29 protein-coding genes and 1 tRNA gene are annotated in these 26649 nt (G+C 72.2%); 13 read left to right on the top strand and 17 right to left on the bottom strand.

Translation table 11 applies throughout. The annotated features are described in order from the left end of the window. Positions 1–34: 34 nt before the first annotated feature. Positions 35–868, bottom strand: a complete 834-nt coding sequence (locus M3M55_RS03320) for a carbohydrate kinase family protein (RefSeq protein WP_249011403.1) — start codon at positions 866–868, stop codon at positions 35–37. After that, positions 865–1512, bottom strand: coding sequence for a YaaA family protein (locus tag M3M55_RS03315; RefSeq protein ID WP_249011402.1), 648 nt, complete (start codon positions 1510–1512; stop codon positions 865–867). Before M3M55_RS03315 ends, M3M55_RS03320 begins: the two co-directional genes overlap by 4 nt. 316 nt (positions 1513–1828) lie before the next feature. Here M3M55_RS03315 and M3M55_RS03310 point away from each other — a divergent pair, with 316 nt between their 5' ends. Then, on the top strand, positions 1829–3886 hold the full coding sequence (locus M3M55_RS03310; protein WP_249011401.1) for a hypothetical protein: 2058 nt from the start codon (positions 1829–1831) through the stop codon (positions 3884–3886). Positions 3887–3938: 52 nt separating this feature from the next. On the opposite strand, the gene M3M55_RS03305 is transcribed toward M3M55_RS03310, so the two are convergent. The 5 genes from M3M55_RS03305 to M3M55_RS03285 form a co-directional block, all read right to left on the bottom strand. Next, positions 3939–4094 (bottom strand): hypothetical protein, encoded by a 156-nt coding sequence (locus M3M55_RS03305; RefSeq protein WP_249011400.1) that lies wholly within the window; start codon positions 4092–4094, stop codon positions 3939–3941. Between the two features lie 95 nt (positions 4095–4189). Then, complete coding sequence (locus M3M55_RS03300; protein WP_249011399.1) at positions 4190–5536, bottom strand: NAD(P)/FAD-dependent oxidoreductase; 1347 nt, start codon at positions 5534–5536, stop codon at positions 4190–4192. After that, positions 5520–5930: a hypothetical protein gene (locus tag M3M55_RS03295; RefSeq protein ID WP_249011398.1), complete on the bottom strand. Its 411-nt coding sequence runs from the start codon at positions 5928–5930 to the stop codon at positions 5520–5522. Before M3M55_RS03295 ends, M3M55_RS03300 begins: the two co-directional genes overlap by 17 nt. A 15-nt stretch (positions 5931–5945) precedes the next feature. Further along, a complete protein-coding gene (locus tag M3M55_RS03290; protein ID WP_249011397.1) occupies positions 5946–6248 on the bottom strand; it encodes a TMEM175 family protein in 303 nt (100 codons plus the stop codon). After that, positions 6245–7849: an MOSC and FAD-binding oxidoreductase domain-containing protein gene (locus M3M55_RS03285; RefSeq protein WP_256469068.1), complete on the bottom strand. Its 1605-nt coding sequence runs from the start codon at positions 7847–7849 to the stop codon at positions 6245–6247. The genes M3M55_RS03290 and M3M55_RS03285 overlap by 4 nt, the downstream gene beginning before the upstream one ends. A gap of 271 nt (positions 7850–8120) precedes the next feature. On the opposite strand from M3M55_RS03285, the gene M3M55_RS03280 reads away from it, so the two are divergent. Together M3M55_RS03280 and M3M55_RS03275 are read left to right on the top strand one after the other, a co-directional pair. Next, on the top strand, positions 8121–8357 hold the full coding sequence (locus tag M3M55_RS03280; RefSeq protein WP_305883313.1) for a hypothetical protein: 237 nt from the start codon (positions 8121–8123) through the stop codon (positions 8355–8357). Then, complete coding sequence (locus M3M55_RS03275; protein WP_249011395.1) at positions 8354–8683, top strand: type II toxin-antitoxin system PemK/MazF family toxin; 330 nt, start codon at positions 8354–8356, stop codon at positions 8681–8683. Before M3M55_RS03280 ends, M3M55_RS03275 begins: the two co-directional genes overlap by 4 nt. A 241-nt stretch (positions 8684–8924) precedes the next feature. Here the strand turns inward: M3M55_RS03275 and M3M55_RS03270 are convergent. After that, positions 8925–8997 (bottom strand) — tRNA-Glu (locus tag M3M55_RS03270). Between the two features lie 84 nt (positions 8998–9081). Here M3M55_RS03270 and M3M55_RS03265 point away from each other — a divergent pair. The 3 genes from M3M55_RS03265 to M3M55_RS03255 all read left to right on the top strand — a co-directional run bounded on the left by M3M55_RS03265 (position 9082) and on the right by M3M55_RS03255 (position 12272). Next, positions 9082–9774 carry an NTP transferase domain-containing protein gene (locus M3M55_RS03265; protein WP_249011394.1) on the top strand — a complete coding sequence of 231 codons (693 nt, stop codon included), beginning with the start codon at positions 9082–9084 and terminating at the stop codon, positions 9772–9774. Positions 9775–9834: 60 nt separating this feature from the next. Next, positions 9835–11295 (top strand): cytosine permease, encoded by a 1461-nt coding sequence (locus tag M3M55_RS03260; protein ID WP_249011393.1) that lies wholly within the window; start codon positions 9835–9837, stop codon positions 11293–11295. Positions 11296–11432: 137 nt separating this feature from the next. Continuing rightward, on the top strand, positions 11433–12272 hold the full coding sequence (locus M3M55_RS03255; RefSeq protein WP_249011392.1) for a G1 family glutamic endopeptidase: 840 nt from the start codon (positions 11433–11435) through the stop codon (positions 12270–12272). An 82-nt stretch (positions 12273–12354) separates the two neighbouring features. Here the strand turns inward: M3M55_RS03255 and M3M55_RS03250 are convergent, their stop codons facing one another. Beyond that, the gene (locus tag M3M55_RS03250; protein WP_249011391.1) at positions 12355–13185 is read right to left on the bottom strand and encodes a GNAT family N-acetyltransferase; all 831 of its coding nucleotides are present in this window, start codon (positions 13183–13185) and stop codon (positions 12355–12357) included. Between the two features lie 40 nt (positions 13186–13225). On the opposite strand from M3M55_RS03250, the gene M3M55_RS03245 reads away from it, so the two are divergent. From M3M55_RS03245 to M3M55_RS03235, 3 genes are all read left to right on the top strand, one after another. After that, positions 13226–13648 carry a hypothetical protein gene (locus tag M3M55_RS03245; protein WP_249011390.1) on the top strand — a complete coding sequence of 141 codons (423 nt, stop codon included), beginning with the start codon at positions 13226–13228 and terminating at the stop codon, positions 13646–13648. Between the two features lie 25 nt (positions 13649–13673). Next, the gene (locus M3M55_RS03240) at positions 13674–13967 is read left to right on the top strand and encodes a hypothetical protein (RefSeq protein WP_249011389.1); all 294 of its coding nucleotides are present in this window, start codon (positions 13674–13676) and stop codon (positions 13965–13967) included. Positions 13968–14045: 78 nt separating this feature from the next. Continuing rightward, positions 14046–14399: a hypothetical protein gene (locus tag M3M55_RS03235; protein ID WP_249011388.1), complete on the top strand. Its 354-nt coding sequence runs from the start codon at positions 14046–14048 to the stop codon at positions 14397–14399. A gap of 27 nt (positions 14400–14426) precedes the next feature. On the opposite strand, the gene def is transcribed toward M3M55_RS03235, so the two are convergent. Together def and M3M55_RS03225 are read right to left on the bottom strand one after the other, a co-directional pair. After that, entirely contained in the window at positions 14427–14993 is a 567-nt protein-coding gene (gene def, locus M3M55_RS03230) for a peptide deformylase (RefSeq protein WP_249011387.1), read from the bottom strand. 4 nt (positions 14994–14997) lie between these two features. Next, positions 14998–15651, bottom strand: a complete 654-nt coding sequence (locus tag M3M55_RS03225; protein WP_249011386.1) for a DsbA family oxidoreductase — start codon at positions 15649–15651, stop codon at positions 14998–15000. A gap of 28 nt (positions 15652–15679) precedes the next feature. Between M3M55_RS03225 and M3M55_RS03220 the strand changes: the two genes are divergently transcribed. Further along, positions 15680–15913: a hypothetical protein gene (locus M3M55_RS03220; protein WP_249011385.1), complete on the top strand. Its 234-nt coding sequence runs from the start codon at positions 15680–15682 to the stop codon at positions 15911–15913. Beyond that, a complete protein-coding gene (locus M3M55_RS03215; protein ID WP_249011384.1) occupies positions 15910–16305 on the top strand; it encodes a type II toxin-antitoxin system VapC family toxin in 396 nt (131 codons plus the stop codon). Before M3M55_RS03220 ends, M3M55_RS03215 begins: the two co-directional genes overlap by 4 nt. A gap of 3 nt (positions 16306–16308) precedes the next feature. Here M3M55_RS03215 and hutI read toward each other — a convergent pair whose 3' ends face one another. The 4 genes from hutI to hutH are packed head-to-tail and all read right to left on the bottom strand — an operon-like array spanning position 16309 to position 22110. Then, the gene (hutI, locus tag M3M55_RS03210; RefSeq protein WP_249011383.1) at positions 16309–17496 is read right to left on the bottom strand and encodes an imidazolonepropionase; all 1188 of its coding nucleotides are present in this window, start codon (positions 17494–17496) and stop codon (positions 16309–16311) included. Between the two features lies 1 nt (position 17497). Continuing rightward, positions 17498–18841, bottom strand: a complete 1344-nt coding sequence (locus tag M3M55_RS03205; RefSeq protein ID WP_249011382.1) for a formimidoylglutamate deiminase — start codon at positions 18839–18841, stop codon at positions 17498–17500. Continuing rightward, positions 18838–20502 carry a urocanate hydratase gene (gene hutU, locus M3M55_RS03200; RefSeq protein WP_249011381.1) on the bottom strand — a complete coding sequence of 555 codons (1665 nt, stop codon included), beginning with the start codon at positions 20500–20502 and terminating at the stop codon, positions 18838–18840. Before hutU ends, M3M55_RS03205 begins: the two co-directional genes overlap by 4 nt. 54 nt (positions 20503–20556) lie before the next feature. Next, positions 20557–22110, bottom strand: a complete 1554-nt coding sequence (hutH, locus tag M3M55_RS03195) for a histidine ammonia-lyase (protein WP_249011380.1) — start codon at positions 22108–22110, stop codon at positions 20557–20559. Positions 22111–22194: 84 nt separating this feature from the next. Here hutH and M3M55_RS03190 point away from each other — a divergent pair, with 84 nt between their 5' ends. Continuing rightward, positions 22195–23040 carry an IclR family transcriptional regulator gene (locus tag M3M55_RS03190; protein ID WP_249011379.1) on the top strand — a complete coding sequence of 282 codons (846 nt, stop codon included), beginning with the start codon at positions 22195–22197 and terminating at the stop codon, positions 23038–23040. After that, entirely contained in the window at positions 23037–24194 is a 1158-nt protein-coding gene (locus M3M55_RS03185) for a zinc-binding dehydrogenase (RefSeq protein WP_249011378.1), read from the top strand. The genes M3M55_RS03190 and M3M55_RS03185 overlap by 4 nt, the downstream gene beginning before the upstream one ends. Before the next feature lie 85 nt (positions 24195–24279). On the opposite strand, the gene M3M55_RS03180 is transcribed toward M3M55_RS03185, so the two are convergent. After that, positions 24280–25464, bottom strand: a complete 1185-nt coding sequence (locus M3M55_RS03180; protein ID WP_249011377.1) for an acyl-CoA desaturase — start codon at positions 25462–25464, stop codon at positions 24280–24282. An 18-nt stretch (positions 25465–25482) separates the two neighbouring features. Next, a complete protein-coding gene (locus M3M55_RS03175) occupies positions 25483–26568 on the bottom strand; it encodes a ferredoxin reductase (protein WP_249011376.1) in 1086 nt (361 codons plus the stop codon). Positions 26569–26649 lie beyond the last annotated feature (81 nt).

The following is a 26649-nucleotide window of genomic DNA, read 5'->3' as shown; positions in this document are numbered from 1 at the left end:
CGGCGGGGCGGGTGTCGCCGGCCAGAGGTGGGGCTCAGCCGCCGAGCCGAGCGGCGAGGATCGCCTGGACGACGCCCGTCGCCGTCCGAGTCGCCTCCGGGGGGTCCTCGCCGCGGTCGCGGGCGATCGCGTAGGCGGTGGAGAACGCATCACCCGCGCCGGTCGCCTCGACCGGGATCACGCGCGCGGGGCTGACGTGGATGACCGTTCCGTCCCAGTACAGCGTCGCGCCGCCGCTGCCGGCGGTGACGAGGACCTCCGGGACGCCGAGCCGGGCCGCCGTCGCGGCGCTGAAGGGGTCCGGGGCGGCGAGGATCGCCGCCTCCTCCACCGACAGTTTCAACACGCTGAGGTGGTCGAGCAGACCGGCGGGGACACGGGCCTCGAGGACGAGCGGTCCGATCGTGGCGCCGCGGACGAGGCCCTGACCGTCATAGGAGACGATGTGCCCACGGGCGGCGAGCGTCGCCAGCAGGTCGGTTGCCACGTCACCCCCCAGGAGCGGAGCGAAATGCACCCAGCGCGTCGGAACCGCGAGGTCGGCGAGGTCCGCCGCCCGCCAGGTGTGTCCGGTCGCGAGCACGCCGAAGCTGCGATCGTCCCCGGCGCTGGTGATGTCGAAGTGGATTGTCTGCGCGGCAGCGTGACAGACGACAGCGAGTCCCTCCGGGGCGCCACGGAAGGCGGCGCCGATCAGGCCGGCGTCCCCGCCCGCGCAGCTGTAGTGGATCGCCCCGCCCGCGGTGAGGGCGCGGTAGGCGGGCAGGGCATAGACGGGCGCGCCGCCCGCCTGCCAGGCCGACCCGTTGATCCGGTCCAGACAGGCGTTGGCGATCAGCGTCAGCCCGGGGGCGAAGGAGCGACTCACGCCGATGACTCGATCACGTCACAGAACCCGGGGAAGAGCTCGACCCGGAGCCCGGCGGCGGTGAGGATCTCGGCGACCTCACCGGCCCGCTCGGCGCCCCCGGCGGCGAGGACGATCCGGGCAACCTCACCGCGGACGCGCTTGACCATGTGGGTGATCACGCGGCGGGTCCCGTCGGGCGCCTCACTGAAGCCGCGGACGACGAGCCGCTCGGCGCGACGGGGCGACCAGGCGGCCGCGTAGGACCCCGAGCGCAGGTCGAGCACGAGCCCACGGTCCGGAAGCGCCGCGGCGAGCGGGGCCCGCCAGTGCGCGGCGAGCCCGGGCAGGCCGGGCAGCTTGGCTCCCATGTCGAGCCGGTAGGCGGGCACCCGATCCCCGGGGCGCAGCACGCCCCACAGCGCGCTGGCGATCAGCACCCCGTCCCAGGGCAGGTCGGCGAGGCCGAGGGCGCCGTAGAGGACACCGGTGTACAGCTCGGCCGCCGGGACGGCGGGGGTGCGCGTGAGAGCGGGATCGAGGGCGTCGATGAGCCGGCGGCGCGGCTCGGTCAGCCGCGCCGGGTACGCGAGCGTGGAGAGCCCCAGCCGCCGGCCTCGCGCCGGGGCGGCCATCGTCTTGGACGGGGGAAGCAGGACGAGCACACGCGGAGGCTATCCGGCCGCCGTGGGGGCGGCCGAGGCGCGTGGCGCGACCGGTGCGGTCCGGCGCGGCCCGCTCGAGGCCGCCGTTCGCTGCTGCTGCATCACCGGTACGCCGCCTGAGGACACCCCGACGCCCTCCGAGCGCGCGGCCTCGCCACCGGAGCACGCTTGGCAGTTGACAGCAGACCGCGCTCAACCTAGCGTCTCGACGTGCGGTCCGGACGCCATCTCTCGGGGTACAGGCGCCCCGGCCTCCGGGGGACCGGCGGGAGTGGGGTCCGGGACGCCGCCTGAGAGCAACAGAGAGGGAACGAGGATGCGACGGTCGGTGTCGGTGGTGGTGACGGTGGTGCTGCTCCTGGGTGCCGCCATCGGTGGTGTGCTCGCCCAGGCGAGCGGTGCCCGTGGCCTCAAAACGGCGGCGAGCCGTGCGCCGCAGCGAGGCCGCCTGCTCGACGCGAACATGCGCACCCCGGCACGCAGGCACATGCAGATCAACCCGTCCGGCTGGATCACGAGCCCGAACTGGCCAAAGGGCCGTCCCGTCGGACACGTCCGCAACGCGTATCCCGCGATCGCCGCACGGAACGCGGCCCGGGCGTCCGAGGTGCTGCGAGTCGGCCGTTTTCACGGGATCCCCGGGCAGTTCTCGACGATTCAGGCTGCCCTCGACGCCGCCCATCCCGGTGACGTGATCCTGATCGGCCCGGGCGACTACAAGACGACGTCTGTCAGCTTCCCCGCCGGATCCGGCGGGCAATTTCCCGCCGCCGATCCCGTCACCACCCCGAACCTGACCATCCGCGGAATGAACCGCAACGGCGTGATCATCGACGACACGACCGCCGGCCCGCCGTGCAACAACATCACCGCCGACCAGAACTTCGGACCGTCCACCCCGACGGGGCCGGCCGGCCTCAACGGCCTGATGGTCTACAAGGCCGACAACGTCAGCATCGAGAACCTCACCGCCTGCAACTTCCCCGGGGGTTCGGGCGCGGACGGGAACACCGGCAACGGGATCTGGTGGAACGGCGGCGCCAACAGCCAGAAGATCGGCGGCTGGGGCTACTACGGGGCCTACATCACCGGCACGACGCTCTACTACGCGAACGAGACCTCCGCCGCCCAGTACGGCATCTTCTCCAGCAACTGGGACGGCGGCATGTGGGATCACGTGTACGCCTCCAACATGAACGACTCGGGTCTCTACATCGGGGCCTGTCAGCAACAGTGCAACCAGGTCGTCAATGACGCGTGGTCGGAGTTCAGCGCGCTCGGATACTCGGGAACGAACTCCGGAGGGAACCTGGTGATCGAGAACTCCCAGTGGGACAACAACGAGGATGGCTTCGACACCAACAGCCAGAACGCTGACGAGCCGTCGCCCCAGAACGGGGCCTGCCCCAACAACGGGATCAGCCCGATCACCCACACGCACTCCTGCTGGGTGTTCATGGACAACTGGAGCCACGACAACAACAACGCGAGCGCCCCAGCGGCCGGGTCGGCCGCGGCCGGGCCGGTCGGCACGGGGATGACGCTATCGGGCGGGCGCAACGACACCGTGATGAACAACTACTTCGAGAACAACAACGCGTGGGGTAACGCGTTCGTCCCCTACCCGGACAGCGGCCCGCCCTGCACCGGCGGCACCGGCGGCCAGACGCCGGGCGCGCTGTGCATCTTCGACGAGTACGGGGACGCGCTGATCGGCAACTACTACAAGCACAACGGCTCCTATGGCAACCCGACCAACGGGGACTTCGGGTTCACCAACTTCGAGCCGAACGAGCCGACCGACTGCTTCGCTCACAACACGGACGCCAGCGGGAAGTGGACGAGCTCACCATCGGGCCTGCAGCAGCAGTTCCCCACCTGTAACGGCAAGCCCGTCGCCACCCCCGAGGACAGCACCCCCCAGGGAGCGGAGTTCACCGCTCAGGTGGCCTGCGATTCGGGAATCGGCCTGGCCGCAGGCCAGTCGCTGCCCTGCCCGCCCGGGTCCCACTACCCGAAGATCACCACGCCGGTCCTGCACGAACTCCCCGCCGCCTCGGAGCTCGTGACGATGCCCGACCCCTGTGGCGGGGTGCCCGCAAACCCGTGGTGCAGCCACACGGTGACCCGAGTGGCGCGCTGTGTCGGCCCGCGGGTCCAGATCGCGCTGTCCCACGCGGTCGGGGAGCGGATCACCTCGGTGACCGTGACGCGCAACGGCCGTCGGCTCCGACTGCGCCGGCGTGGCAACCGCCTCACCGGGGTCCCGCTGGGGGCCGGCCGGCGCCCCGTCCGCGTGCAGGTGACCGAGCGGATGATCGTCGGCCACCACCGGGAGTCGGTCAGCTTCACGCGGATCTACCGCCGCTGCTGAGGGTGAGCCCGGAGGCAGCGGGTGCCGCACACGGCCGGCACCCGCTCTGGCCTCAGGAGGACTTCGACAGCGTGACCTTGACGGCGCTGTCGTTGTCGCCGTCGTGGTCCGGGACGCCGGCGGGCTCGGCCGCCTCCGGCTTGGCGGCGGCTGCCGCCGCCTGGGCCGCGAGGATCATGTTCTGACCGCCGATCGGTGAAACGCTCATACTGGCTCCTTCGTTGGGACGTCACACCGGGTAGTCGGTCAGCCGAGTCGATCCGCGAGCGGACATGAAGCAACTCTCACACTACCTCCGACCCGTCACAAATCGAGCTGCTCGATGGCCTTGAGGTACGCCTCGGTGTAGGTGGGGAACTGGGCGACGGTGTCACTGAGCACGTCGATGCCGGCGCGGGTCTTGATCGCGAGGGTGGCGTAGTGGATCCATTCCCCGGCGAGCGGGCCGACGGCCCAGGCGCCGATCAGGGTGCGGCTGTCGCGGTCGGCGATGATGCCGAGTTCGCCGCCGGGGTCCTTCTGGTAGGTCCAGGGTCGGGCGATCGCGTCGGCGAGCGCGACGGTTGCGGTCCTGACGGCGATCCCGCGTTCGGTGGCCTGATCGGCGCTCAGGCCGACGGCGGCGACCTCCGGGTCGCAGAAGACGACGCGCGGGATGGCGCTGTAGTCGGCCCGGGCGGCCCGGCCGGCGATGTCTGCGCAGGTGATGCGCCCCTGGTACATGCCGACATGGGTGAAGGGCATCACCCCGGTGACGTCGCCGATCGCCCAGACGCCGTCGGTGACACGACAGCGCTCATCAATCGGGATTCCCCTCGGGTCGGGCGTGATCCCGATCGTCTCCAGCCCGATGTCGTTGACGCGCGGGGCACGGCCGGTGGCGATCAGCACCTCGGTGGCGCTGAGGGTCTGGCCGTCGGCGAGCGTGAGGGTGCGCCGGCCCGCACCGGCGCTCGCCGACACGACACTGGCCCCGAGGTGCAGGGCGATCCCCTCGGAGCGGAGCTGCTCGGCGATCAGCTCGCCGACACGGGGGTCCTCACGGGGCAGCAGCCGCTCGGCGGCCTGGATCAGGGTGACGTCGGTCCCGATGCGACGCAGGAACTGACCGAGTTCGATCCCGACCGGCCCGCCGCCGAGGATGAGGATGCTGTCGGGGATCTCCTGGATGGTCGTCGCCTCACGGTTGGTCCAGTACCCGGCCTCGGCGAGGCCGGGGATGTCGGGGATCCGCGCGTCACTTCCGGTGGCGATCACGACCCGTCTCGTCTCAAGCAGCTCCCCCGCGACCTCGACCCGGCCGGGACCGGCGTGCCGGCCATCACCCTTGTAGACACGCACCCCGTCCCGCTCATAGCCGGTCACCTGCGCGCTGTCGTCGAGGTGGCGGATCATGAAGTCGCGGTACGCGGCGACCTCGGGCCAGCGCTGGTCCGGGGCGGAGGTGCCCGCGGTCCGCTCGGCCTCACCCCGGACCTCAGCGGGCCGCAGCAGGGTCTTGGACGGAATGCAGGCCCAGTACCCGCACTCCCCGCCGATCAGTTCACGCTCCACGAGTGCCGTGTTCAACCCGTCACGGTTGAGCCGCGACGCCGCAACCTCACCCACCGGGCCCGCGCCGATCACGATCGCATCACATTGCCCGCTCATCTGTCATGCACCTTTTGGTTGTTGGGTTGCACCCGACGTCCGGCTTGACGTGCAGCACGAGCGCGGCACAGATGAAGACGAAGCCGACCCACGGCCGGAGTGTCGCGGCGACGATGGCAAGCCCGAACAGGCTGAGGGCCACCAGTGATCGCCGGCGTGCGGTGCGGCGGACCGGTCGGGGGACCTGGGCGGCGCTTGTGAGGATCCGGTGTTCGAGGACGTTGAAGACGCTGGCCGCGCAGAGGAAGAGGCCGGCGTAGACGATCGTCGGCACGGAGGCCATGCGCGTCCGGGCGAGCCACGCTGTCGCGAAGGGCAGCAGGGACACGAGCAGGAGATGGAGAAAGTTCGTCCAGATGAGCCCGAGTGACGGGTGATCGACAAACCGCGTCACGTGGTGATGGTTGATCTAGATGATCGCGATGAACACGTAGCTGACGAGGTAGCTGATGACCATCGGCCAGAGCGCGAGGAGGGCGGAGAGGTCAGGCGAACGGGGCGGACGCAGCTGCAGGACCATGATCGTGACGATCACCGCGAAGACGGCGTCGGAGTAGGCCCAGGCGCGATCCTCGGTTCGCGCCGGCGCGGCCCCGCCGGCCCCGTCCCGGTTCTCATCCGACGTGGCTGCGAGGGTCGCGTCCGTGCTCATGCGCAGCCCGGGCGGATGAGACTGCGCGTCGATCGCCCGGGCGCTTGGGGATCGCCTCACAGCTCGAGCGCGAGGTCGGAGGTCGGCGCCGCACAGCACAGCAGGACCTGGCGCTCGCCCGGGGGTTGCAGGGGGGCGGTGAGGTAGGTGACGGTGCCGCTGAGCACCTCGCTCGCACAGGCGTGACAGACGCCGTTGCGACAGCCGAAGCGAGCCGGCACGTCACATGCCTCGGCGAGCTCGAGCAGGCTGCCGTAGGCGGGATCCCAGCGCACGGTGAGGTTGCTGTAGGTGAAGCTGACGCGGGGTCCGGTCCCGCGGTCCGGATCGGGGAGATGGGGGACGGAGCGGTGGGCCAGGCCCGGTGGCAGCGGGGTGGGACGCGCGCTGAAGCGCTCGGTGAAGATCTGTCCCGGCGGCGTTCCCTCGGCCGTGATCCCGGCGGCGAGCGCGTCCATGAACGGCTCGGGTCCGCACAGGTAGAAGTCGGCATCGACGGGGACGCCGGCCCGCCCCAGAGATGCACCGGAGATCCGCCCGACCAGGTCACCCCTGTTTGCCGCGACGGGGTGCCCGGGCTCGGGGCGGCTGTAGCTCACGAGCCGGTGTGAGCGCGGCAGCCGCGCCAGCAGCTCATCGACCTCGGCGGCGAAGGCCTGCTCGGAGCGATCCCGCGCCCCGTGCACCCACCAGACCTCGCGCGGATCCGCCCCCCCGGCGAGCGCCTCGAGCATCGCGAGCACCGGGGTGATGCCGACGCCGACGCTCAGCAGGACAACGGGCCGCTCCCCGATGTGCAGCCGAAAGTCACCCCGAGGGGCGGCCGCCATGACGCGGTCACCCTCGCACAGCTGATCGTGGAGAAAGCCGCTGGCCCGGCCACCGGGGAGGCGCCGGACGCTGATCCGGTACCCCTGCGGGCCCGCCAGGCGCGACAGCGAGTAGCTGCGGATCACGGGCGCTTCGGTATCGCCCCCGGGGAGCAGCGACAGCGCGAGATACTGCCCGGCCTCACTGCGCGGGGTCGGTGCGTCGGCCGCGAGGGGGCACAGAAGGAACGAGGTGATGGTGTCGCTCTCGGGTTGGACAGCGACGACCTCCAGAGGCTGGAAGCCCTCCCACGCGGGGGCGGGCGCGCTGGTCGGCGCAGAGGACAGCGTCGCGAACGAATCTCGCCAGCCGGCGCTGAGCGCGGGTACCCGTAGAACCCGGCGGAGCGTCTGCTCTGACTTGTCTGGGAGATACAGCAGCGCGTCGCAGTCGGCGACGCTCACCCGCTCGGGTCCGAGGGCGACCCGTTCGATCAGCTGACCGTTCTGCACCCGGCCCTCGACGAGCACCCGCAGGTAGAAGCCGGGGCGGCGGTGGGCGACCAGGAGGGACGGCATGTCCGCCACGTTCATTCGGATCCCGATGCGAAAGCACGTCACGCGCGGTTGGGTGACCTCGAAGATCGCCTCGCCGATGCGGTAGCGATCACCGATGCAGACCTCCTCGTCGCTCAGTCCCTCGACGGTGAAGTTCTCGCCGAACTGACCGGGCTCGAAGTCGTCGCGGCCGAGATGCTCAGCCCAGTACCGGTAGGAGTCGAGCTGGTAGACGAACACGGCGCGATGCTCGCCGCCGTGCCCGGCCTTGTCGGCCTGCTGCGCGCCTTTCAGCGCGCTCAGCGGCCCGCGAACGCGTCGGGGAGCTGCAGGGGATCGGCGTCCACCGGCCGGATGACAAGGGTCGGGAAGCGCTCGCCCGCGCCCAGTGGGTTCATCATGAGATCTCCTCTGGCAGTGCTCGTTTCCCCCTTAGCGCCCACGACCACCCGCTTTCTTACCGCGTGACCGCCCCGAGGACCCCAGGACACCCCCCGTCACGCCCTGTCGGAACCGGCGAACCCGCTGCACCTCCGGCCTGTTCGTCTGGTGGCATACTCATGGCATGGCGCGCATACGTCTGAGTACGACGGTCGATTCCGCGCTGCTGGCGAGCGTCCGGGCGCTGCGATCCGGTGCCACCGATGCGGCGCTGGTCGATGAAGCGCTCGCGGCACTGCTGGCGCAGCATCGCGCCGCGGAGCTGGATGCGAGCTACGCCGCGTATGAACGCCACCCGCTCGAGGAGCCCGACGCCTGGGGGGATCTCGCTTCGTTCCGTCGCGCGGCCGCCGCATCATGAGCGCGATTCCGGCTCGCGGTGAGCTGTGGTGGTGTGAACTGCCTGAGACCGGTCGACGCCCCGTCGTCGTCCTCTCACGCGATGCCGCGATTCCCCGGCTCGGCCGCGCGCTCATCGCACCGTGCACGACGACGATCCGCTCGTTACCGAGCGAGGTGATCCTGGAGCGGGGCGAAGACCCCGTCCCGCGACGGTCAGCGGTCAACCTGGACTCGGTGGAGAGCGTCTCCCTCGGTGTGCTCGTCGAACGACTTGGTCGACTCGCCGACATCCGGATGCGCGAGATCTGCGCCGCCCTCGCCGTCGCGATCGACTGTCAACCCTGACGCAGACCGACCGGCTCAACGACACCGCGAGATCGGCTGGCCGGCCGGCCCGTACGAGCGGCCGAGAGCTCGGCGAGCCCGGATGCGCCGGGCTCGATCTCGCCTCAGGCGGCGGAATCGACGCGAAGTTCCTCGTAGCGCGTGGCGAACTGAGCGAAGAACACGCGGCGCTCAAGCGCTTCGGCAGCCTCATCGAGTCGATGACCAGCGCCCGGGAACCGCTTAACCGATTTGCAGGGAGTACCCCCAGCCGGGCTCGAACCGGCGATCTCCTGCGTGAAAGGCAGGCGTCCTAACCACTAGACCATGGGGGCGTGGGGTCCGATTCTAGGTGCCCGCTCACGGGCCTTGGCAGGCGCGCGACACCACCCCCGGCGAGGAGGGGAGAATCGACGGGGATGTCGAGCCCCCTGCCACCCGCCGCCCCGGCCCGGGATGCCGTCGGGATCGTGCTCGCCGCCGGCGCCGGGCGGCGCTTCGGCGGGGCCAAGCAGGTGGCCGAGCTCGGCGGACGGCCGCTGATCAGCTGGCCGATCGCGGCACTGCGGGCCGGCGGCCTGTCCGACATCATCGTCGTCCTCGGCGCCCACGCCGACCGTGTCCGGGCCGTCCTCAGCGGAGTGGAGGTCGTCGAGGTGACCGACTGGTCTGAGGGGATGAGCGCGTCCCTACGGGCCGGGGTGAGCGCCGCCGCGGGCCGCGGGGCCGAACGGGCCATCGTCGCCCTCGCCGACCAGCCCCATCTCAGCGGCGCCGCGGTCGCACGGGTCCTCGCCGCCTCCCGGGAGGGGCACCCGGTCTGCCGCGCCCGTTACGGTACTATCGCCGGCCACCCGGTCGCCCTCAGCCAGGCCACCTTCGCCGCCGTCGCCGAACTGCGGGGGGACATGGGCGCCCGGGGTCTCACGCAGTGGACGCCCCGGGACGTCGACTGCACCGGACTGGGGGCGACGACCGACATCGACACGCCCGAGGACCTGGCCGCGACCGCACCCGGGACCACGTCCCCGCCGCGCGCTCGGTCCGACGCGACGACGCTCCCGCCGTCCGGCCCTCCGGGCGCCCGTCCGTCCGCCCCTCCGGGACAATGAGCCCTGGCCGGCGGGCACGGCCAGCACCCTTTTCGCTTCTGACCCTGGGGGATTCGCCACGTGAACGCAGTCATCGCATCTGAGGCCGGAGCCGGCCCCGGCGGCCCGATCGGGGAGGAGCCGACCTTCGAGTCGCGCGGGATCGACTACATCCCCGCCGCGGACCGGCGCGGCCGGCCGATCGATCTTGCCTGGATGTGGGCGGGCGCCCTCTTCAACGTCGAGTACGTCGTCTACGGGGCGACGCTGATCGTCGGGTTCGGCCTGCGGTTCTGGCAGGCGGCGGTGGTGATCCTCGTCGGCAACCTCTCCTACCTGATCACCGGGATCGGCTCCCTGCCCGGCCCGCGGGCCGGCACGGCGGGGTTCACGATCAACCGCGCGCCGTTCGGACCCAACGGCGCGCGCGTGGTCGCCTCCTTCAACTGGCTCACCCAGGTCGGCTTTGAGGTGCTCGGCCTGTACCTCGTCGTCTCCGCCGGCCAGGCAATCCTCGGCCAGCTCGGGGTGCGCTCCTCCACCGAACTGAAGATCGCCCTGATTGTCGGCGCCGCGGCGATCCAGCTGCTGCTGCCGCTGCTCGGCCACGGCACGATGATGCGGGTGCTGCGCTGGCTGGCGATCCCGTTCGCGCTGCTATTCGTCCTCCTGGCGATCCTCACCGTCGGCAAGGCCCACCTCGGCGCCGGGCACGACGCGAGCTGGGCGGCGATGATGGGCGGCCTTGCCTTCATGTTCTCCACGGGCGGTTATGGCTGGCCGATGAACGCCTCCGACTATTCCCGCTACCTGCCCGCCGACTCGAGCCGGCGCCAGATCGTCGGCTCGGTGTTCCTCGGCAGCTTTCTTCCGGCGAGCCTGTGTCTGCTGCTCGGGGCGGCGGTCGCCACCGCCGTCGCCTCCGCGACCGACCCGATCGCCGGGCTCCCCAAGGCGTTCCCCGGCTGGTTCCTGCTCCCGTACCTGATCGTCGTCGTCGTGCAGCTGTTTGCGATCAACAGCCTCGACCTCTACACGTCCGGGCTCACCCTGCAGTCGATCCTCCCGCGGATCCGGCGCTGGCAGTGCGTGCTGCTCGACACCGTCCTCGCCGGCGGCCTGACCGCCGTCACCGTGTTCTCGGCCGGCTTCTACACCGACGTCACCGACTTCACCCTGTTCATCCTCATCTGGATCGCCCCGTGGGTCGCGATCTACCTCGTCGACTTCTTCCTCCGCCGCGGCCGCTATGACCGTGACGGGCTGATGGCGACCGCCCGGGGGATCTACTACCGCCGCGGCGGGGTGCACTGGCCGGGGATCGTCGCGCTCGTCGTCGGTGCTCTCGCGGCCGCCTCCTGGCTCAACGCCTACCCGGCCTGGACGTCGGCGCCGCTGTCGAAGGCGACCGGCGGGTCGGACTTCTCGACGTTCATGGGCGCGCTGTTCGGCGGAGGCCTCTACTGGCTGCTGACCCGCCGGTCCGTGCCGGCCGAGGCCGAACGGTCACGGATGGACGAGCCCCCCTCACCCCCAGGCTGAACGGGACCGCCGGCGCACGCCGGGGTGTAGGGTACAGGCGGACAGGGTCGGGAGGCCCTCGGTCACCGCGGGCACCGGCCGGGAGGGTCGCCCCGGGGCGAGGACGACACCGGCAGGGTCCAAACACGGGAGACGACATGACATTCCGGACACGGTTCGGCGGTGCCCTCGCGGTCGCCGGCGCCAGCCTCACCCTCACCGCGGCGGCCGCCGCCACCACCCCGCCGGTGAACGGCGGTTTCCTGCCCGCCCACGCCGGGGAGACGATTCCCGCCCACGGCGGAACGGCGACGTCACTGAACTGGTCGGGGTACGCGGTGACCCCGACCGGCGGCGGCGTCACCCAGGTCAACACGGATTTCACCGTCCCGACCGCGAACCCCCTCATCCCCGGCTTTGCCGCCACGTGGGCGGGCATCGGCGGGTACTCCAGCCAGGACCTCATCCAGGCCGGGGTGACCGAGAACTCGCTCGTCGGCGGCCTGCTCACCGGGGCGACCTACCAGGCGTGGTACGAGCTGCTGCCCGCCTCTGAGACGCCGATCAGCGGCTGCACCGGTGACCCGAGCTGCACCGTTCAGCCCGGCGACAACGTCAGCGTCCACATCACCCAGGGCGCGAGCGCCGGCCAGTGGCAGATCAGCCTGACCGACGCGGGCCACTGGAGCTGGTCCAAAACGGTCAGCTACGCGTCCACCGAATCGTCGGCCGAGTGGATCCTCGAAGCCCCGAGGGTGGTCACCCAGACCCCGCTCGCCGACGTCGGGACGGTGCACTTCGGCTCCGGCTCGTCCTTTGGCGTCAACGGCGCCAGCCCGGTCCCGATCGCCGCGGGTAACCCGACCGCCCTCGACATCTCACCCTCACCGTTCGCCCTTCCCGGCGGGATCGGTGATGAGGCGACCGTCTCCCCGCTTGCCGCCGACGGCGCGTCCTTCAACGCCTGCGCCTACGCGCTCAGCTGCCCGGCACCCTGATCGCGCCGGGCCCGCCACGCCTCACCCGGGGTCCCGTCCCGCTGGACGGGACCCCGGCCACCGCGCTCACCCCGGCGCCGCGTCAGTGCAGCTCGTAGTAGTCCTCGGTGCTGACGCGGCGGAATCCGGTCGCCGTATAGAGAGACAGGGCGCGCTCATTGTCGACGGCGACCTGCAGACCGACGCGGTCACAGCCACCGCCCAGGAGTGTCGCGCAGAACCGGCCAAGGACGTCCCGCCCGATCCCGCGGCCGCGGTGGGCCGGGTCGATCGCGAACCCGAAGATCGACCCCTCAGGACCGTGGCGGGCGAGCCGGGCGGTGCCGACGGGCTCCCCCGCACGACAGACGATTACCGTCTCCACGTCCTCTCGGTGCAGGGGGGTGAGCATCCCCTCCGGCGGCGGACCGAAGCCGGCGGTGAGGATCGTCGCGAGCGCGTCCCGGTCCGCCGCGGTCGCCGCCCGGACGGTGATCCGTGGGTCGGGCGGCCGCAGGTCCGGGAGGCCGTCGAGGCGCATCGTGTGTTCGCTGTGCTCGAGCCGGGAGGGCAGGCCGGTGCGGAAGGCGACGCCGGAGGCCGACGCGCGGGGAACGATCAGCAGGTGGCGGGTGAGTCCGCGCTCGGTGGCGAGCGCGCGGCCGTGGGTGAGCAGGGCGGTGGCGATCCCGCTGCGACGGTGCTCGGGGGCGACCATGCCGCACAGCTCGACGTCCGCCTCGGCGCCGAAGGCATAGAGGCCGAGGAAGCCGGCGATCGCCCCGTCCTCACGGGCGACGAGGCTCGCGGCGGTGCGGGCCTGCTCGAGGTCGGCCCACTCGAGCTTGAGGGTGACCCCGTCGGTCGCCCGGATGCGACGGTCGAGCTCGCGGAGGAGGTCGAGTTCGCTGAGATCGAGCTCGTCGATGACCACGCCGGGCACGCTAGCGCCCGAGGCGGTAGCGTGCCGGGGCATGAGTGGTTCGTGGCGGTGGCAGTCGAGCGTGGCGGTCGGGGTGGCCGCGTCGATGCGGTCGATGGCCGGCCCGGCGGTGCTCGCCCTCCGCGGCCGCGTCCCCGCCCCGGTCCGGCCGTGGCTGATCGCCGCCGGGGTGGGTGAGCTCGCCCTCGACAAGTGGTCGGGCGCGCCGGACCGAATCAGGCCGCCCGCGTGGGTGGGGCGGGTGATCGTCGGCGGCTTGACGGCCGGGAACGTCGCCGGCTGGCGGGGGGCGCTGAGCGGGGGCGCCGCCGCCGGGGCGGCCACCTACCTCACCTGGTGGGTGCGGGGCCAGGCCGGCCGACTGAGCGGCCGGCCTGACGTCGTCGTCGCCGCCGTCGAGGATGTCTGCTGCTACGGACTGATGGGATGGGCGACCGGCCCCTCCCGCGACTGACCGCCCCGGTCGGGGCGGACCGCTGATGGCCGCCGGCCATCCGCTGTGGTGGGAGATCCGCCGGGCCCAGTCGACCAAGCCGGCGACCTACAGCTGCCCGCTGTGTGGCGGGCGGCTTCCGGCACTGTCAGAGCACATGCTCCTGTTCCCCGAGGGTGATCACTCCCGCCGCCGGCACGCCCACAGTGCCTGTGTCCTCGCCGCCCGCCGGGAGGGCCGCCTGCCCACCCGGCAGGAGGCGACCGCCGCTGCTCGGGGCGACGCGAACCGGCCCGCCCGGCCCTGGTATCTGCGCTGGCGGGACCGCGGCGGAAGCTGACGCGAGCCTGACGGCGGGGCCTATGCTCAAGGTGGAGTGCCTCCGCTGCCGACACCCAAGGCGAGAACGGGGGGAGTGATGACGACGGCGATCCGCTGGTTCCTCATCATCGCCCCCGCGGTGGCCGGCGTCGTGTTGATGATCTTCGGGACGGCGGGGACGATCTCGACCGCCTTCGGGGTGACCCTGATCGTGATCGCGCTGATGCTGTGGCTGTGGAACTGGTTCATCCGCATGTCGTTCCTGGAGACGCTCGCGCCGAGGCCGCACCCGCCGGCCGCCGCCGACCCGCCCGAGGACGTCGCATCGGTCCCTCCGGGCCTGCCGCGGACGGAGCGCCCACGCCGGGCTGCCGCACCGCGACCTCAGTCCCCCGCCCGGCCGCCGCACACCCCGCCGCGGCTGACCCGGCGGCCGCGGCGGCCATCCTGAGGCCACTCGCACGGGGTGGGGCCCACCTCAGGGCGACTCGATCTCGGCGACGTGGCGGAGGAAGGCGTCGCGTTGATAGCGATTCCAGTGCTCCCAGGTGGTGAGGGTGCGGGGGTCGGCGCGGTCGAGGAAGAGGATCCCGTTGAGGTGGTCGACCTCGTGCTGGAAGGTGCCGGCGCTGAGGCCGCGCTGGATCTCCTCGTGGACGGCGCCGTCCCGGTCGAGGTAGCGCACCCGGACGGTAAGGAAGCGGTCAAGGGTTCCACGCAGGTCGGGGACGGACAGGCACCCCTCATTGATCCAGGTCGTCTCCGGCCCGACCGGCTCGATCACCGGGTTGACCATGACGGTGAGGGGGATCTCCGGCTTGTAGGGGTAACGCGGGTGGTTGGGGCGGACCTCGGCGACGGCGATCCTGACCGTCTCGGCGATCTGGTTGGCCGCCAGGCCGGCCCCGCCGGCGGCGCGCATCGTGTCGATGAGGTCGTCGATCAGGCGTTGGAGGTCAGCGGAGGCGAGCTCCGCGGCGGTCACCTCACGTGCGCGCTCGCGCAGGACCGGGTGCCCGACGGTGACGATCGGGCGGACGGCCATCGGGTCAGGGCGCCGGCGTGGCGGCGCGCTCGCTCCAGCCGTGGCGCAGCAGTTCGCGCAGGTGCTCGGGCGGCTGGGCCCCGGAGATCGCGAACCGGCGGTCGACGACGAACATCGGCACCCCGGTGATCCCGAGCTCGCGCGCGGTCGCCTCGTCGGCGCGGACCTCGGCGCTGAAGCGATCGGAGTCGAGGGTGGCGCGAACCTCCGCCTCAGGGATACCCACCTCGACACCCGCGGCGACGAGCGTGTTGGGGTCGGCGATCAGCTCACCGTCACAGAAGCGCCCCCGGAACAGCCGCTCCTTCATCGCCGCCTCGAGACCGTACGCGCGGGCGAGGTGGACGAGGCGGTGGCCGTCAAAGGTCGAGCCCAGGCGGGCCCGGTCGAGGTGGTACTCAAGCCCGGCCGCGGCCGCCGTCTCTCTGACGCGCGCCTCCGCGGCCCGGGCCTGCTCGGGCGTGAGGCCGTACTTGCGCCCGATGATCTCGACGCTCGGACCCGGCACCTCCGGCGGCGTGCTCGGGTCGAGCTCATAGGAGCGCCAGCGGACGTTGACCTCCTCGGCGTGCTCGAACCCGGCGAGCGCGGCCTCGAAGTAGCGCTTGCCGATGTAGCACCAGGGACAGGCGATGTCAGACCAGATCTCAACGTTCATACGTAGCGTATGGTAGCCTACGACGCGCATGGGAACGCTCATTCAGATCCGTGACGTCCGGGAGGAGGTGCACCGCACGCTGAAGGCGCGCGCCGCGCGTGAGGGCGTCTCACTGTCGGAGTACCTGCGCTGCGAGCTCGAGCGGGTCGCCGCCACACCGACCCCCGCGGAGTTGCTCGCCCGCCTCCAGTCCCGTGACCCGGTGATACCGGCCGAGAGCGCCGCTGACGCGCTCGCGGCGATCCGCGACGACCGGCCGTGATCGTCCTCGACGCGTCCGCCGCGCTGGACGGGCTGCTCAACCCCGCCGGACATCCGCGAATCGCCACGCTGCTGGCAGGTTCGGCCGAGCCCCTGGCCGCCCCCGACCTGATCGATGTCGAGGTGATGAGCGTGCTGCGCCGGTGGGAGCGCGGTGCGGAGATCTCCCCCGGCCGGGCGCGGGAGACCCTGGACGATCTCGCCGTCCTGCCGGTCATGCGCTACCCCGCCCGGACCATCACCGATGGGGCCTGGGAGCTCCGCCACAACCTCAGCGCCTACGACGCCCACTACGTCGCCCTCGCCCGGGCGCTCTCGGCCACGCTGCTCACCACCGACACGGGGATGGCGGACGCGGCCCGCCGCGCTCGCGTCGCGGTCCTGGCGCTCTGAGGGTCAGTCGATCGCCGAGGGCCACCGGGTGCCGTCCTTGAACACCGCGGCAATCAGCGGCACCCCGGGCCGGTAGGCGAGGTGGAGATGGCTCGGCGCCTCCAGCAGCGCGGCGTCGGCCCGGGCGCCGATCCCGAGGTGGCCGATATCGCGGCGTTGCAGGGCGGCGGCGCCGCCGGCGGTGGCCGACCACAGCGCCTGATCGACGGTCATGCCCATCTCCCGCACGGCGACGGCGATGCTGAAGGGGATGTTCGTCGAGTAGGCCGTCCCCGGGTTGCAGTCGGCGGCGAGGGCGATCCTCACCCCGGCCTCAAGCAGCGGGCGGGCGTCCGGGTAGGGTGCGCGGGTGGAGAACTCGGCGACGGGCAGCAGCGTGGCGACGGTGTCCGAGTCGGCGAGGGCGGCGATGTCGGCGGCGTCGAGGTGGCTGCAGTGGTCGGCGGAGGCGGCCCCCAGCTCGACGGCGAGCTGGACGCCGGGGCCGGGGCCGAGCTGGTTGGCATGGACGCGGACACCGAGCCCGCGGTCCCGGCCCGCCTGAAGGATCACCCGGGACTGGTCGGCGTCGAAGGCCCCCCGCTCACAGAACACGTCGATCCAGCGGGCGTGGGGGGCGCAGGCGGAGAGCATCTCCCCGCAGACGAGGGCGACGTACTCCTCAGGCCGGTCGCGGTATTCGGGGGCGACGACGTGGCCGCCGAGGAAGGTGACCTCCTCGGTGTGGGCGCCGGCGATCTGCAGGCTGCGGCGCTCGTCCTCGACCGTCAACCCGTAGCCGGACTTGCACTCGATCGTCGTCGTGCCGGAGCGGCCGGCCTCCGCGATCAGCCGGGCGACGTTCGCATCGAGCTCGGCGTCGCCGGCCGCGCGGGTCGCGGCGACGGTCGTCTCGATCCCCCCGGCGTGGTAGGGCACACCGGCCATCCGAGCGGCGAACTCGCCCGCCCGGTCCCCGGCGAAGACGAGGTGGGCGTGGGAGTCGACAAAGCCGGGGATGAGCGCGCGGCCACCCGCGTCGACGCGCTCGTCCGCGGCGGCCTCGGGGAGGGCCGCCCGCGGGCCCGCCCAGGCGACGACCCCGTCGGCGAAGACGATCGCCGCGTCCTCGATCAGCCCGAGCGGGCCGGGCCCGAGCTCGGGGTCGTTGGTGACGAGAACGCCGACGTGGTCGATGAGCAGGCTGGCCACCTCAGGCCTCCAGCGCGGCGATCGCCTCGGCGAGGGCGCCGGCGACGTCGGGGAGGAGCTGGTGGCGGCCGTCGGCGACGACGGTCCGCCCGCCGACGATCACCTCCGCCACGTCAGGGGCCCCGGCCGCGAAGATCACCGACTCCAGCAGCGTGTCCGGCCGCGCGCCGGCGAGGCGGACCGAGTCGAGCCCGACGGCGATCAGGTCCGCCGGGGCGCCCGGCGCGATCTGACCCGCCTCCGGCCAGCCGAGGCAGGTATGCCCGGCGACCGTCGCCGCGGAGAGGAGCTCCGCCGCGCTGAAGTGACCGCGGCTGTGGCGGGCGAGCCGCTCGCCGAGCTCGAGTGCGCGGGTCTCCTCGAAGCCGTCGATGATCGCGTGGGAGTCGCTGCCGAGGGCGAGTGGCGCCCCCGCGGAGGCGAGTGCCCGGGCCGGTCCGATCCCGTCGGCGAGGTCGCGTTCGGTGCTCGGGCACAGGCAGACGGTTGTCCGGGTGCCGCCGAGGGTCCCGATGTCCTCGGGACTGAGGTGGGTGGCGTGGACCGCGCATGAGCGCGGTCCCAGGGCGCCGTGGTCCTCCAGCAACGCGGTGGGGGTGCGCCCGTGCGCGGCGAGGCAGGCGTCGTTCTCGGCCGTCTGCTCGGAGAGGTGGAAGTGGAGCGGGACCCCGCGCTCACGCGCCCAGGTCGCGACCGCGGCGAGCTGGTCGGCGGGGACTGCGCGGACGGAGTGGATCGCCGCCCCGACCCGCGCGTGGGCGGCGCCGGTCAGCCCAGCCGCCCGGGCGGCCCAGCCCTCCACATCCCCGTCACCGAAGCGCCGCTGTGCCCCCTCAAGCGGGCGGCCGAAGCCACCCGCGAGATAGCAGGTGTCGAGCAGCGTGATCCGGATTCCCGCGTCGTGGGCGGCGGCGATGAGCACCTCCCCCATCACGTTCGCCTCGCCGTACCGTGCGCCGTCGCGGTCGTGGTGGAGGTAGTGGAACTCCCCGACGCAGGTGATCCCGGCGAGGGCCATCTCCGCGTACGTCGCCCGGGCGAGGGCGTAGTAGCGCTCGGGGTCCAGCGCGCCGGCGACGGCGTACATGTCCTCCCGCCAGGTCCAGAAGCTCCCCCCGCCGCGGTGGCTGTGGCCGCGCAGGGCGCGGTGGAAGGCGTGGGAGTGAGCGTTGGCCAGGCCCGGCAGGACGAGGCCGGGCAGCCGAACCGCGTCGGGCGGGCAGTCGACGCCGGTGCTCACCTCGGAGATGACACCGGCGTCGGTGGCGATGAGCACGAGCTCGGCGGCTCGGTGGCCGCCGAGCCAGGCATACTCGGCAAAGAAGCGCCGGGCGCCCGCGCTCACGCGCCCTCCCGCATCGGCACCCGTACCCCGCGCTCGGTGGCGACCTCGGCGGCCCGCCCGTAACCGGCGTCGACGTGGCGGATCACCCCCATCCCCGGGTCGTTGGAGAGGACACGGGCGAGCTTCTCAGCGGCGAGGGGGGTGCCGTCGGCGACGCTCACCTGGCCGGCGTGGATCGACCGGCCGATCCCCACCCCGCCGCCGTGGTGGATCGACACCCAGGAGGCGCCTGAGGCGACGTTGACCATCGCGTTGAGCAGCGGCCAGTCGGCGATCGCGTCCGAGCCGTCGGCCATCGCCTCGGTCTCCCGGTAGGGGGAGGCGACCGACCCGCAGTCGAGGTGGTCGCGGCCGATCACGATCGGGGCGGCCAGCTCCCCGGAGGCGACCATCTCGTTGAAGCGCAGACCGGCGCGGTCACGCTCGCCCATACCGAGCCAGCAGATCCGTGCGGGCAGGCCCTGGAAGTGGACGCGCTCGCCGGCCATGCGGATCCAGCGGGCGAGGATCTCGTTGTCCGGGAACAGTTCGAGGATCGCCCGGTCGGTCGCGGCGATATCGGCCGGGTCCCCCGACAGGGCGGCCCAGCGGAACGGACCCTTGCCCTCACAGAAGAGCGGACGGATGTAGGCGGGCACGAAGCCTGGGAAGGCAAAGGCGTCCGAGTAGCCGCCGAGCTGTGCCTCAGGCCGGATCGAGTTGCCGTAGTCGAATACCTCGGCGCCCCTCTTCTGGAAGCCGACCATCGCCTCGACGTGGGCGGCCATCGACGCCCGGGCGCGGGCGATGAAGTCCTCGGGGTCGCGGCGGGCCTGCTGCGCCCACAGCTCGACGGGCACCCCGGCGGGCAGGTAGGCGAGCGGATCATGGGCGGAGGTCTGGTCGGTGACGATGTCGATCGGCGCGTCGCGGGCGAGCAGTTCGGGGAACACCTCCGCACAGTTGCCCTGCAGGCCGATCGAGATCGCCTGACCGTGGTCACGGGCGTGCTCGGCGCGGGTGAGGGCGTCATCGACGCTCGAGGCGAGCACGTCGAGGTAGCGGTGCGCGAGGCGGCGCTGAATACGGGTCGGGTCGACGTCGACGCAGATGGCGATGCCGTCGTTCATCGTCACGGCCAGCGGCTGGGCCCCGCCCATGCCGCCCAGCCCGCCGGTGAGGGTGATCGTCCCGCGCAGCGAGCCGCCGAACCGCTTGGCCGCAACCGCGGCGAAGGTCTCATAGGTCCCCTGGAGGATCCCCTGGGTGCCGATGTAGATCCACGACCCCGCGGTCATCTGCCCGTACATGGTCAGGCCGAGCGCCTCGAGGCGACGGAACTCCTCCCAGGTCGCCCACTCCCCGACGAGGTTGGCGTTGGCGATCAGCACGCGCGGGGCCCACTCGTGGGTCGCCATCACCCCGACGGGGCGGCCGGACTGGACGAGCAGGGTCTCATCGGACTTGAGGGTGCGCAGGGTCCGCTCGATCGCCGCGAGGGAGTCCCAGTCCCGGGCCGCCTTGCCGGTGCCGCCGTAGACGACGAGGTCCTGGGGTCGTTCGGCGACCTCCGGGTCGAGGTTGTTGTGGAGCATGCGCAGGGCGGCCTCCTGGGGCCAGCCGAGGGTCTCCAGCGTGGTGCCGCGCGCGGCGCGGACGGTGCGGTGGGCGGTGGATGCCATGGCGGGTCTCCTCAGGCGGGCGGGTCGGCGGGGCGCAAGTCGGCAGGTCGGTCGCTAGTGGAGAGGGCCGGTGACGGCTTCGGCGGCGCGGCGGACCGCACCGCTGAGAATGAGCTCACGGGCAGCCTCGATCTCGGGGGCGAGGAAGCGGTCCGGGCCGGGCCCCGCGGCGTGCTCACGGAGGACGGCGATGACCGCGGCGGCGGCCGGCCCGGGCACCAACGGGGCCCGCAGGTCAATCCCGCGGGCGGCGGTGAGCAGCTCGACCGCGAGCACGCGGGCGAGACCGTCGAGCGCCCGGCGCAGCTTGCGCCCGGCCGCCCACCCCATCGAGACGTGGTCCTCCTGCATCGCCGAGGACGGGATCGAGTCGACGCTCGCGGGGGCGGCGAGGCGCTTGAGCTCGGAGACGATCGCCGCCTGGGTGTACTGGGCGATCATGTGCCCGGAGTCGAGCCCCGGGTTGTCGGCGAGGAAGGGGGGCAGACCGTGGCTGCGGGCGGGGTCGAGGAAACGGTCGGTGCGCCGTTCGGCGATGGAGGCGACGTCGGCGACGACGATGGCGAGGAAGTCGAGGACGTAGGCGACCGGGGCACCGTGGAAGTTGCCGTTGGATTCGACCCGCCCGTCGCGGGTGACGACCGGGTTGTCGACGGCGGCGGCGAGCTCGTACTCGGCGGTGCGGCGGGCATGGTCGACGGTGTCGCGGGCGCCGCCGATCACCGCGGGGGCACAGCGCAGGGAGTAGGCGTCCTGGACGCGGGTGTCATCGGGTCCGCGGTGGCTCGCGACGATCGGGGAGTCGGCGAGCAGCCGACGGAGATTCTCCGCGGACCGGGCCTGGCCGGGGTGGGGCCGCAGCGCGTGCAGGTCGGCGGCGAAGACGCGGTCGGTGCCGAGCAGCCCCTCGACGCTGAGGGCCGCGCAGAGATCGGCGACGCACAGCAGCTCGTCGAGGTCGGCGATCGCGAGGAGGAGCATCCCGAGCATCCCGTCGGTCCCGTTGATGAGCGCGAGCCCCTCCTTCTCCTGCAGCTCGACCGGGGACAGGCCCGCGGCGGCGAGCGCCTCGGCGGCGGGGCGGCGCTGTGCGTCACGGTCGCGGACCTCGCCCTCGCCCATCAGGGCGAGGGCACAGTGGGCCAGCGGCGCGAGATCCCCCGAGCAGCCGAGCGAGCCGTACTCGTGCACGACCGGCGTGATGGCGTGGTTGAGCAGTTCGGCGTAGGCGCGGGCGGTGACCAGACGTACGCCGGTGCGTCCGGTCGCGAGGGTGGAGAGGCGCAGGAGCATCAGCGCCCGCACGACCTCGGTCTCGACCTCTGAGCCCGAGCCGGCGGCGTGGCTGCGGATGAGGTTGCGCTGCAGTTGGGTGCGATCCGCTGCCGGGATCGGCCGGTTGGCGAGCGCGCCGAAGCCGGTCGAGATCCCGTAGTGGGGCTGTGTGTCCCCGGCGAGGGCGTCGACGATCGCGCGGCTCGCGGCGATCGCCGCCTCGGCGTCCTCGCTGAGGCGGACGGTCGCGTGATCGCGGGCGACGGCGACCACCTGGGCGTAGGTGAGCGGGCCGGTGCCGACCGCGACGATGCTGGGGAGGGTGTGGCTCATGGGGTGGATCCGATTCAAGCCCTCCGGGCACCGTGTCATCAAGGCGGGTGCGTCGGGTTGTGTCCCAGATCTGGGACAGTGTCGGTGGACGTGCCCTCCGCCGCCCCCCGATCACCCTCCGACGTCCCGGCGGTCCGTCACGCCCTCGGGGTTCTGATGCTGCTGTCCCGGCATGCGGCGCCGATGCCGGCCGCGGCGATCGCACGCGCGCTCGGGGTGCCGCGCTCGAGTGCCTACCGGATCCTCGGGGTCCTCGAGGAGCTCGGGTTCGTGACCCACCTCGAGGCCGAGCACCGCTACGCCCTCGGGGTGGCCGCCTTCGAGCTCGGCTTCGCCTACTCCCGCCAGGAGCCCCTCGGCTGGCTCGGGCGGGGCGCGCTGTCCCGGCTCGTCGACGCGACCGGCCACCACGGCCATTTCGCGATCCTCCACGGCCGGGACGTCCTCTACGTGATCGAGGAGCGCGCCCCGGGACGGCCGAGCCTCGTCACCGAGGTCGGCGTGCGCCTGCCCGCCCACCTCACCGCAAGCGGGCTGGCGATGCTCGCCGCGCTGCCCGCTGCGCAGCTGGCCGCGCTCTACCCCGCCCGGCACGTCTTCGAGACCCGCCACGGGCGGGGACCTCGCTCCGTGTCCGCGCTGCGGACCCTGTTGGGTGAGGTCCGGGAGTCCGGGTTCGCGGTGGAGGAGGCCAGCGTCACCCCCGGCCTCGCCTCGGTCGCCTGCGCGGTGTGCGACCACGGCGGCCACCCGGTCGCCGCCGTCGCCCTCACCTTCCCCAGCCATGCCGTGGACGGTCCGTGTCGGGAGGCGTTGGCCGTCCAGGTCGCCGCGGCGGCGGCAGCCGTGTCCCGGAACCTCGGTGGATCGGCCGAGCGCGCCGCGGGCGCTCGCACCGGCGTGGACACGCGGATAGGGTTGGTCCGATGAGGACCGTCATCTGTGAGCAGGCCGAGCTGAGCGTCCAGGAGCGGCCCGTCCCCGAGCCGGGACCGGGCCAGGTGCTGATCGAGGTGAGCCGCTGTGGGATCTGTGGCTCCGATCTCCACGCCCGCCACCACGCCGACCGACTCGCCGACGTGACCGCGGAGATGGGCTATGACGGCGCGATACGCTCCGATCAGGCGGTCACCCTCGGGCATGAGTTCTCCGGGACGATCGTCGAGCACGGCCCGCGCAGCCGGCGGTTCTCGCCGGCCGGGACGCCGGTGACGGTCTTCCCGCTCCTGCGTGAGGGCTCTGCGGTGCACCTCACCGGACTGTCCGCCCACGCGCCCGGTGGGTACGCCGAGTACGTGCTCGCCGAGGAGTCGCTCGCCTTCCCGGTCCCCAACGGGCTCAGCTCTGATACCGCCGCGCTCACCGAGCCGATGGCCGTCGCCTGGCACGCCGTTCGGCGCGGTGAGGTGGGCAGGCGTGACGTCGCGGTCGTGATCGGCTGCGGTCCCGTCGGGCTCGCGGTCATCTGCATGCTCAAGGCCCACGGGGTGCGCCACGTGATCGCCTCTGACCTGTCACCCGGCCGGCGGGCGCTCGCGGTGCGCTGCGGCGCGGATATGGTCGTCGACCCGCGGGAGCAGTCCCCGTTCACGGGTGGGCACGGCCACCTCACCGACGCCCCGTCGATGCTCCGGCTCGCCGTCGACGGCATGGACAGGCTGCGGCGGATCCCGCTGCTGCCCTGGTCAGAGGTCTACCGGACCGCCGAGCGGCTCGGCGCGACGACCCCCAAACGGCCGGTCATCTTCGAGTGCGTCGGCGTGCCGGGCATGATCGACCAGGTCATCACGGGCGCGCCGATCTACTCGCGCGTCGTCGTCGTCGGCGTCTGCATGGAGGACGACCGGATCCGCCCGATGATGGCGATCAACAAGGAGCTCGACCTGCGCTTCGTGCTCGGTTACACGCCGCTGGAGTTTCGGGACACGCTGGCGATGCTTGCCGAGGGAAAGGTCGACCCGACGCCGCTCATCACCGCGACGGTCGGTCTGGATGAGGTGGCCGACGCCTTCAGCGCGCTCGGGGACCCGGAGTCGCACGCGAAGATCCTCATCGACCCGAAGCGCCGCGAGCCCGGTCTCTGATCCCCCGTGAGCGCGGGGGCGGACAGCCACCCGGAAACGCCCCGCACGATCACGCCCCCGGACCGCCTCTGGGCGCGTCCGGCGCTCAGGCCGCGGCGGCAACCGGCTCTCGTCGCGGAGCGGGGGCGACGGTCCGGGCCAGCCGCGTGACCGTGGCCAGCGGCTGTTCGGTGACCTCGTCGAGGAATCCGTTGGGGAGGGAGAGGCGGATCACCTTGGACCAGGCGGAGGCGACCTGGCGGGGCAGTGACCCCGTCGTGTAGGTGAGGCCGTAGCGGGCGAAGATGTCCTCGATCTTCGGGGCGATCTCCTTGTAGCGGTTGCTCGGCAGGTCGGGGAAGAGGTGGTGCTCGATCTGGAAGGAGAGGTTCCCGGCCATCAGGTGCAGGAGATCTGAGCCGCTGATGTTCGCCGAGCCGAGCATCTGGCGCAGGTACCACTCACCGCGGGTCTCCCCCTCGATCGAGCGGCGGCTGAAGGTCTCGACCCCCTCGGGGAAGTGACCGCACATGATCACCGAGTGCGTCCACAGGTTCCGCAGGAGGTTGGCGGTGAGGTTCGCCACCAGGGTGGTCGGCGCCGAGGGCCCCGACAGCAGCGGGTGGACGACGTAATCCTTCTTCACCTGCGCCTTGATCTTGGTGAGCACCTGGGCGGCGCGTGCCCGGAACTCGGGATCGCGGCGCCGGCGCTTGGTGAGGTTGAGGCCGAGCTCGAGGTCGTAGGCGGCGATGCCGTACTCGAAGAAGCAGGCGTTGATCAGGTTCCACAGCGGCTGGGCGAGATAGAAGGGCCGCCAGCGCTGGTCCTCGTCGACGCGCATGATCCCGTAGCCGAGGTCGTTGTCGCGTCCGATCACGTTCGTGTAGGTGTGATGGAGCTCGTTGTGGGAGTGCTTCCACTGCGCAGCCGGGCTCGCGTTGTCCCACTCCCAGCTCGTCGAGTGGATCGCCGGGTCGCGCATCCAGTCCCACTGTCCGTGCATGACGTTGTGGCCGATCTCCATGTTCTCGAGGATCTTCGCGATCGTGAGACCGGCGGTGCCAGCCAGCCAGGCGGGCGGCAGCAGCGAGGCGAGCAGAACCGCGCGGGAGCCGAGCTCGAGCGTGCGCTGGGTCTTGATGAGGCCGCGGATGTAGGCGGCGTCACGCTCGCCGCGGGAGGCGATGATCTGCTCGCGGATCGCGTCGAGCTCGACCCCGAGGTTCTCGATGTCCTCGGCGCTGAGGTGGGCGACGGGGTTGATCGCCTTCTTCTGCAGAACGGTCACGGGGTCTCCTCAAGGGGGTCAGAGGTCGATGCGACAGGGGCCGGCGGCGGCACTGATGCAGGTCTGGATCTGGACGTTGTCGCCCGGTGCGGCGTGGGTGAGCGCACCGCTGCGGAGGTCCCGGACGGTGCCCTCGGCCAGCGGCACGACACAACCAAAGCAGATCCCCATCCGGCATCCGCTCGGCATTAGGACACCGGCGCCCTCACCGACGCTCAGCAGCGGGACATCCCCCGGCCCCTGCACGGTCGTGCCCTGCCGGGTGAAGGTGACGCTTCCTCCCGCGCCGGTGGCGAGGATCGTGGGCCGGAACCGTTCGGTGTGCAGCCGGTCGGCGATGCCGGCGGTGTCGTAGAAGGATTCGAGGGTGGCGAGCAGGCCGGCGGGACCGCAGGCCCACGCCTCCCGTTCGCGCAGATCCGGGACCAGAGCACTGAGCCGCTCGGTGCTGAGCAGCCCGTCGGTGTCGTCGTGATGCTCGATCAGCTCGAGGCGGCCCGCCCGGGCGAGCGCGCGCAGCTCACCCCCGAAGATCACGTCCTCGCGGCGGGGTGCCGCGTGCACGTGGATGACGTCGTCCAGTTCGTCGAGGTGGCTGCGCAGCATCCCCATCACCGGCGTGATGCCACTGCCCGCGGTGATGAAGAGGAGTTTTGCCGGCCGCCGCAGCGGCAGGGTGAAGTCGCCGGTGGGCGGATCGAGCCCGACGATCATCCCCGGGCGGGCCCGGCGGACGAGATGGCTGCTCACCACCCCGTCGGCGATCGCCTTGACGGTGATCGACACGGTCGCGCCGGTGGCGGGCGGCGAGGTGAGCGAGTAGGCCCGCCACAGGCGGACGCCGTCGACGTCGACGCCAATGCGGATGTACTGGCCCGGACGGTGCTCGACCCAGCCCCGACCGGGCCGGATCACGAGCGTGACGGCGTCCCGGGTCTCCGGGTGGACGGACTCGATCCGGCCACGCAGGACGCTGCCGTGCAGCGGCGCGATCAGGTCGAGGTAGTCCTGGGGCAGGAGCGGCGTGGCGACGGCGTCGGCGACACGACGGACGTGGCCTCCCAGCCGCCTCAGCGGTCCCCGTCCCGGTGTCGTGACCGTCATGGTGGTAAGCATGGCTACATTTGAGCCTAAAATCTCGGCCAATCACGGTGAACCTCCTCCCGTGTTTCATCCACTGCGAAC

The sequence above is a fragment of the Conexibacter sp. DBS9H8 genome, assembly GCF_023330685.1.
GTDB lineage: Bacteria > Actinomycetota > Thermoleophilia > Solirubrobacterales > Solirubrobacteraceae > Palsa-465.
The sequence above is the reverse complement of the archived record's forward strand: the minus strand, read 5'-3'. Positions and strand labels throughout refer to the sequence as shown.

What these genes read in the sequence shown, in the direction of transcription:
- M3M55_RS03225 (WP_249011386.1), bottom strand. Translation starts at nt 15,651, where the DNA reads ATGAACGTTGAGATCTGGTCTGACATCGCCTGTCCCTGGTGCTACATC.
- M3M55_RS03305 (WP_249011400.1), bottom strand. Translation starts at nt 4,094, where the DNA reads ATGAGCGTTTCACCGATCGGCGGTCAGAACATGATCCTCGCGGCCCAG.
- M3M55_RS03240 (WP_249011389.1), top strand. Translation starts at nt 13,674, where the DNA reads ATGGCCGCCGGCCATCCGCTGTGGTGGGAGATCCGCCGGGCCCAGTCG.
- M3M55_RS03280 (WP_305883313.1), top strand. Translation starts at nt 8,121, where the DNA reads ATGGCGCGCATACGTCTGAGTACGACGGTCGATTCCGCGCTGCTGGCG.
- M3M55_RS03220 (WP_249011385.1), top strand. Translation starts at nt 15,680, where the DNA reads ATGGGAACGCTCATTCAGATCCGTGACGTCCGGGAGGAGGTGCACCGC.
- hutU (WP_249011381.1), bottom strand. Translation starts at nt 20,502, where the DNA reads ATGGCATCCACCGCCCACCGCACCGTCCGCGCCGCGCGCGGCACCACG.
- def (WP_249011387.1), bottom strand. Translation starts at nt 14,993, where the DNA reads ATGGCCGTCCGCCCGATCGTCACCGTCGGGCACCCGGTCCTGCGCGAG.
- M3M55_RS03265 (WP_249011394.1), top strand. Translation starts at nt 9,082, where the DNA reads ATGTCGAGCCCCCTGCCACCCGCCGCCCCGGCCCGGGATGCCGTCGGG.
- M3M55_RS03310 (WP_249011401.1), top strand. Translation starts at nt 1,829, where the DNA reads ATGCGACGGTCGGTGTCGGTGGTGGTGACGGTGGTGCTGCTCCTGGGT.
- hutH (WP_249011380.1), bottom strand. Translation starts at nt 22,110, where the DNA reads ATGAGCCACACCCTCCCCAGCATCGTCGCGGTCGGCACCGGCCCGCTC.
- M3M55_RS03175 (WP_249011376.1), bottom strand. Translation starts at nt 26,568, where the DNA reads ATGACGGTCACGACACCGGGACGGGGACCGCTGAGGCGGCTGGGAGGC.
- M3M55_RS03300 (WP_249011399.1), bottom strand. Translation starts at nt 5,536, where the DNA reads ATGAGCGGGCAATGTGATGCGATCGTGATCGGCGCGGGCCCGGTGGGT.
- M3M55_RS03275 (WP_249011395.1), top strand. Translation starts at nt 8,354, where the DNA reads ATGAGCGCGATTCCGGCTCGCGGTGAGCTGTGGTGGTGTGAACTGCCT.
- M3M55_RS03185 (WP_249011378.1), top strand. Translation starts at nt 23,037, where the DNA reads ATGAGGACCGTCATCTGTGAGCAGGCCGAGCTGAGCGTCCAGGAGCGG.
- M3M55_RS03235 (WP_249011388.1), top strand. Translation starts at nt 14,046, where the DNA reads ATGACGACGGCGATCCGCTGGTTCCTCATCATCGCCCCCGCGGTGGCC.
- M3M55_RS03255 (WP_249011392.1), top strand. Translation starts at nt 11,433, where the DNA reads ATGACATTCCGGACACGGTTCGGCGGTGCCCTCGCGGTCGCCGGCGCC.
- M3M55_RS03245 (WP_249011390.1), top strand. Translation starts at nt 13,226, where the DNA reads ATGAGTGGTTCGTGGCGGTGGCAGTCGAGCGTGGCGGTCGGGGTGGCC.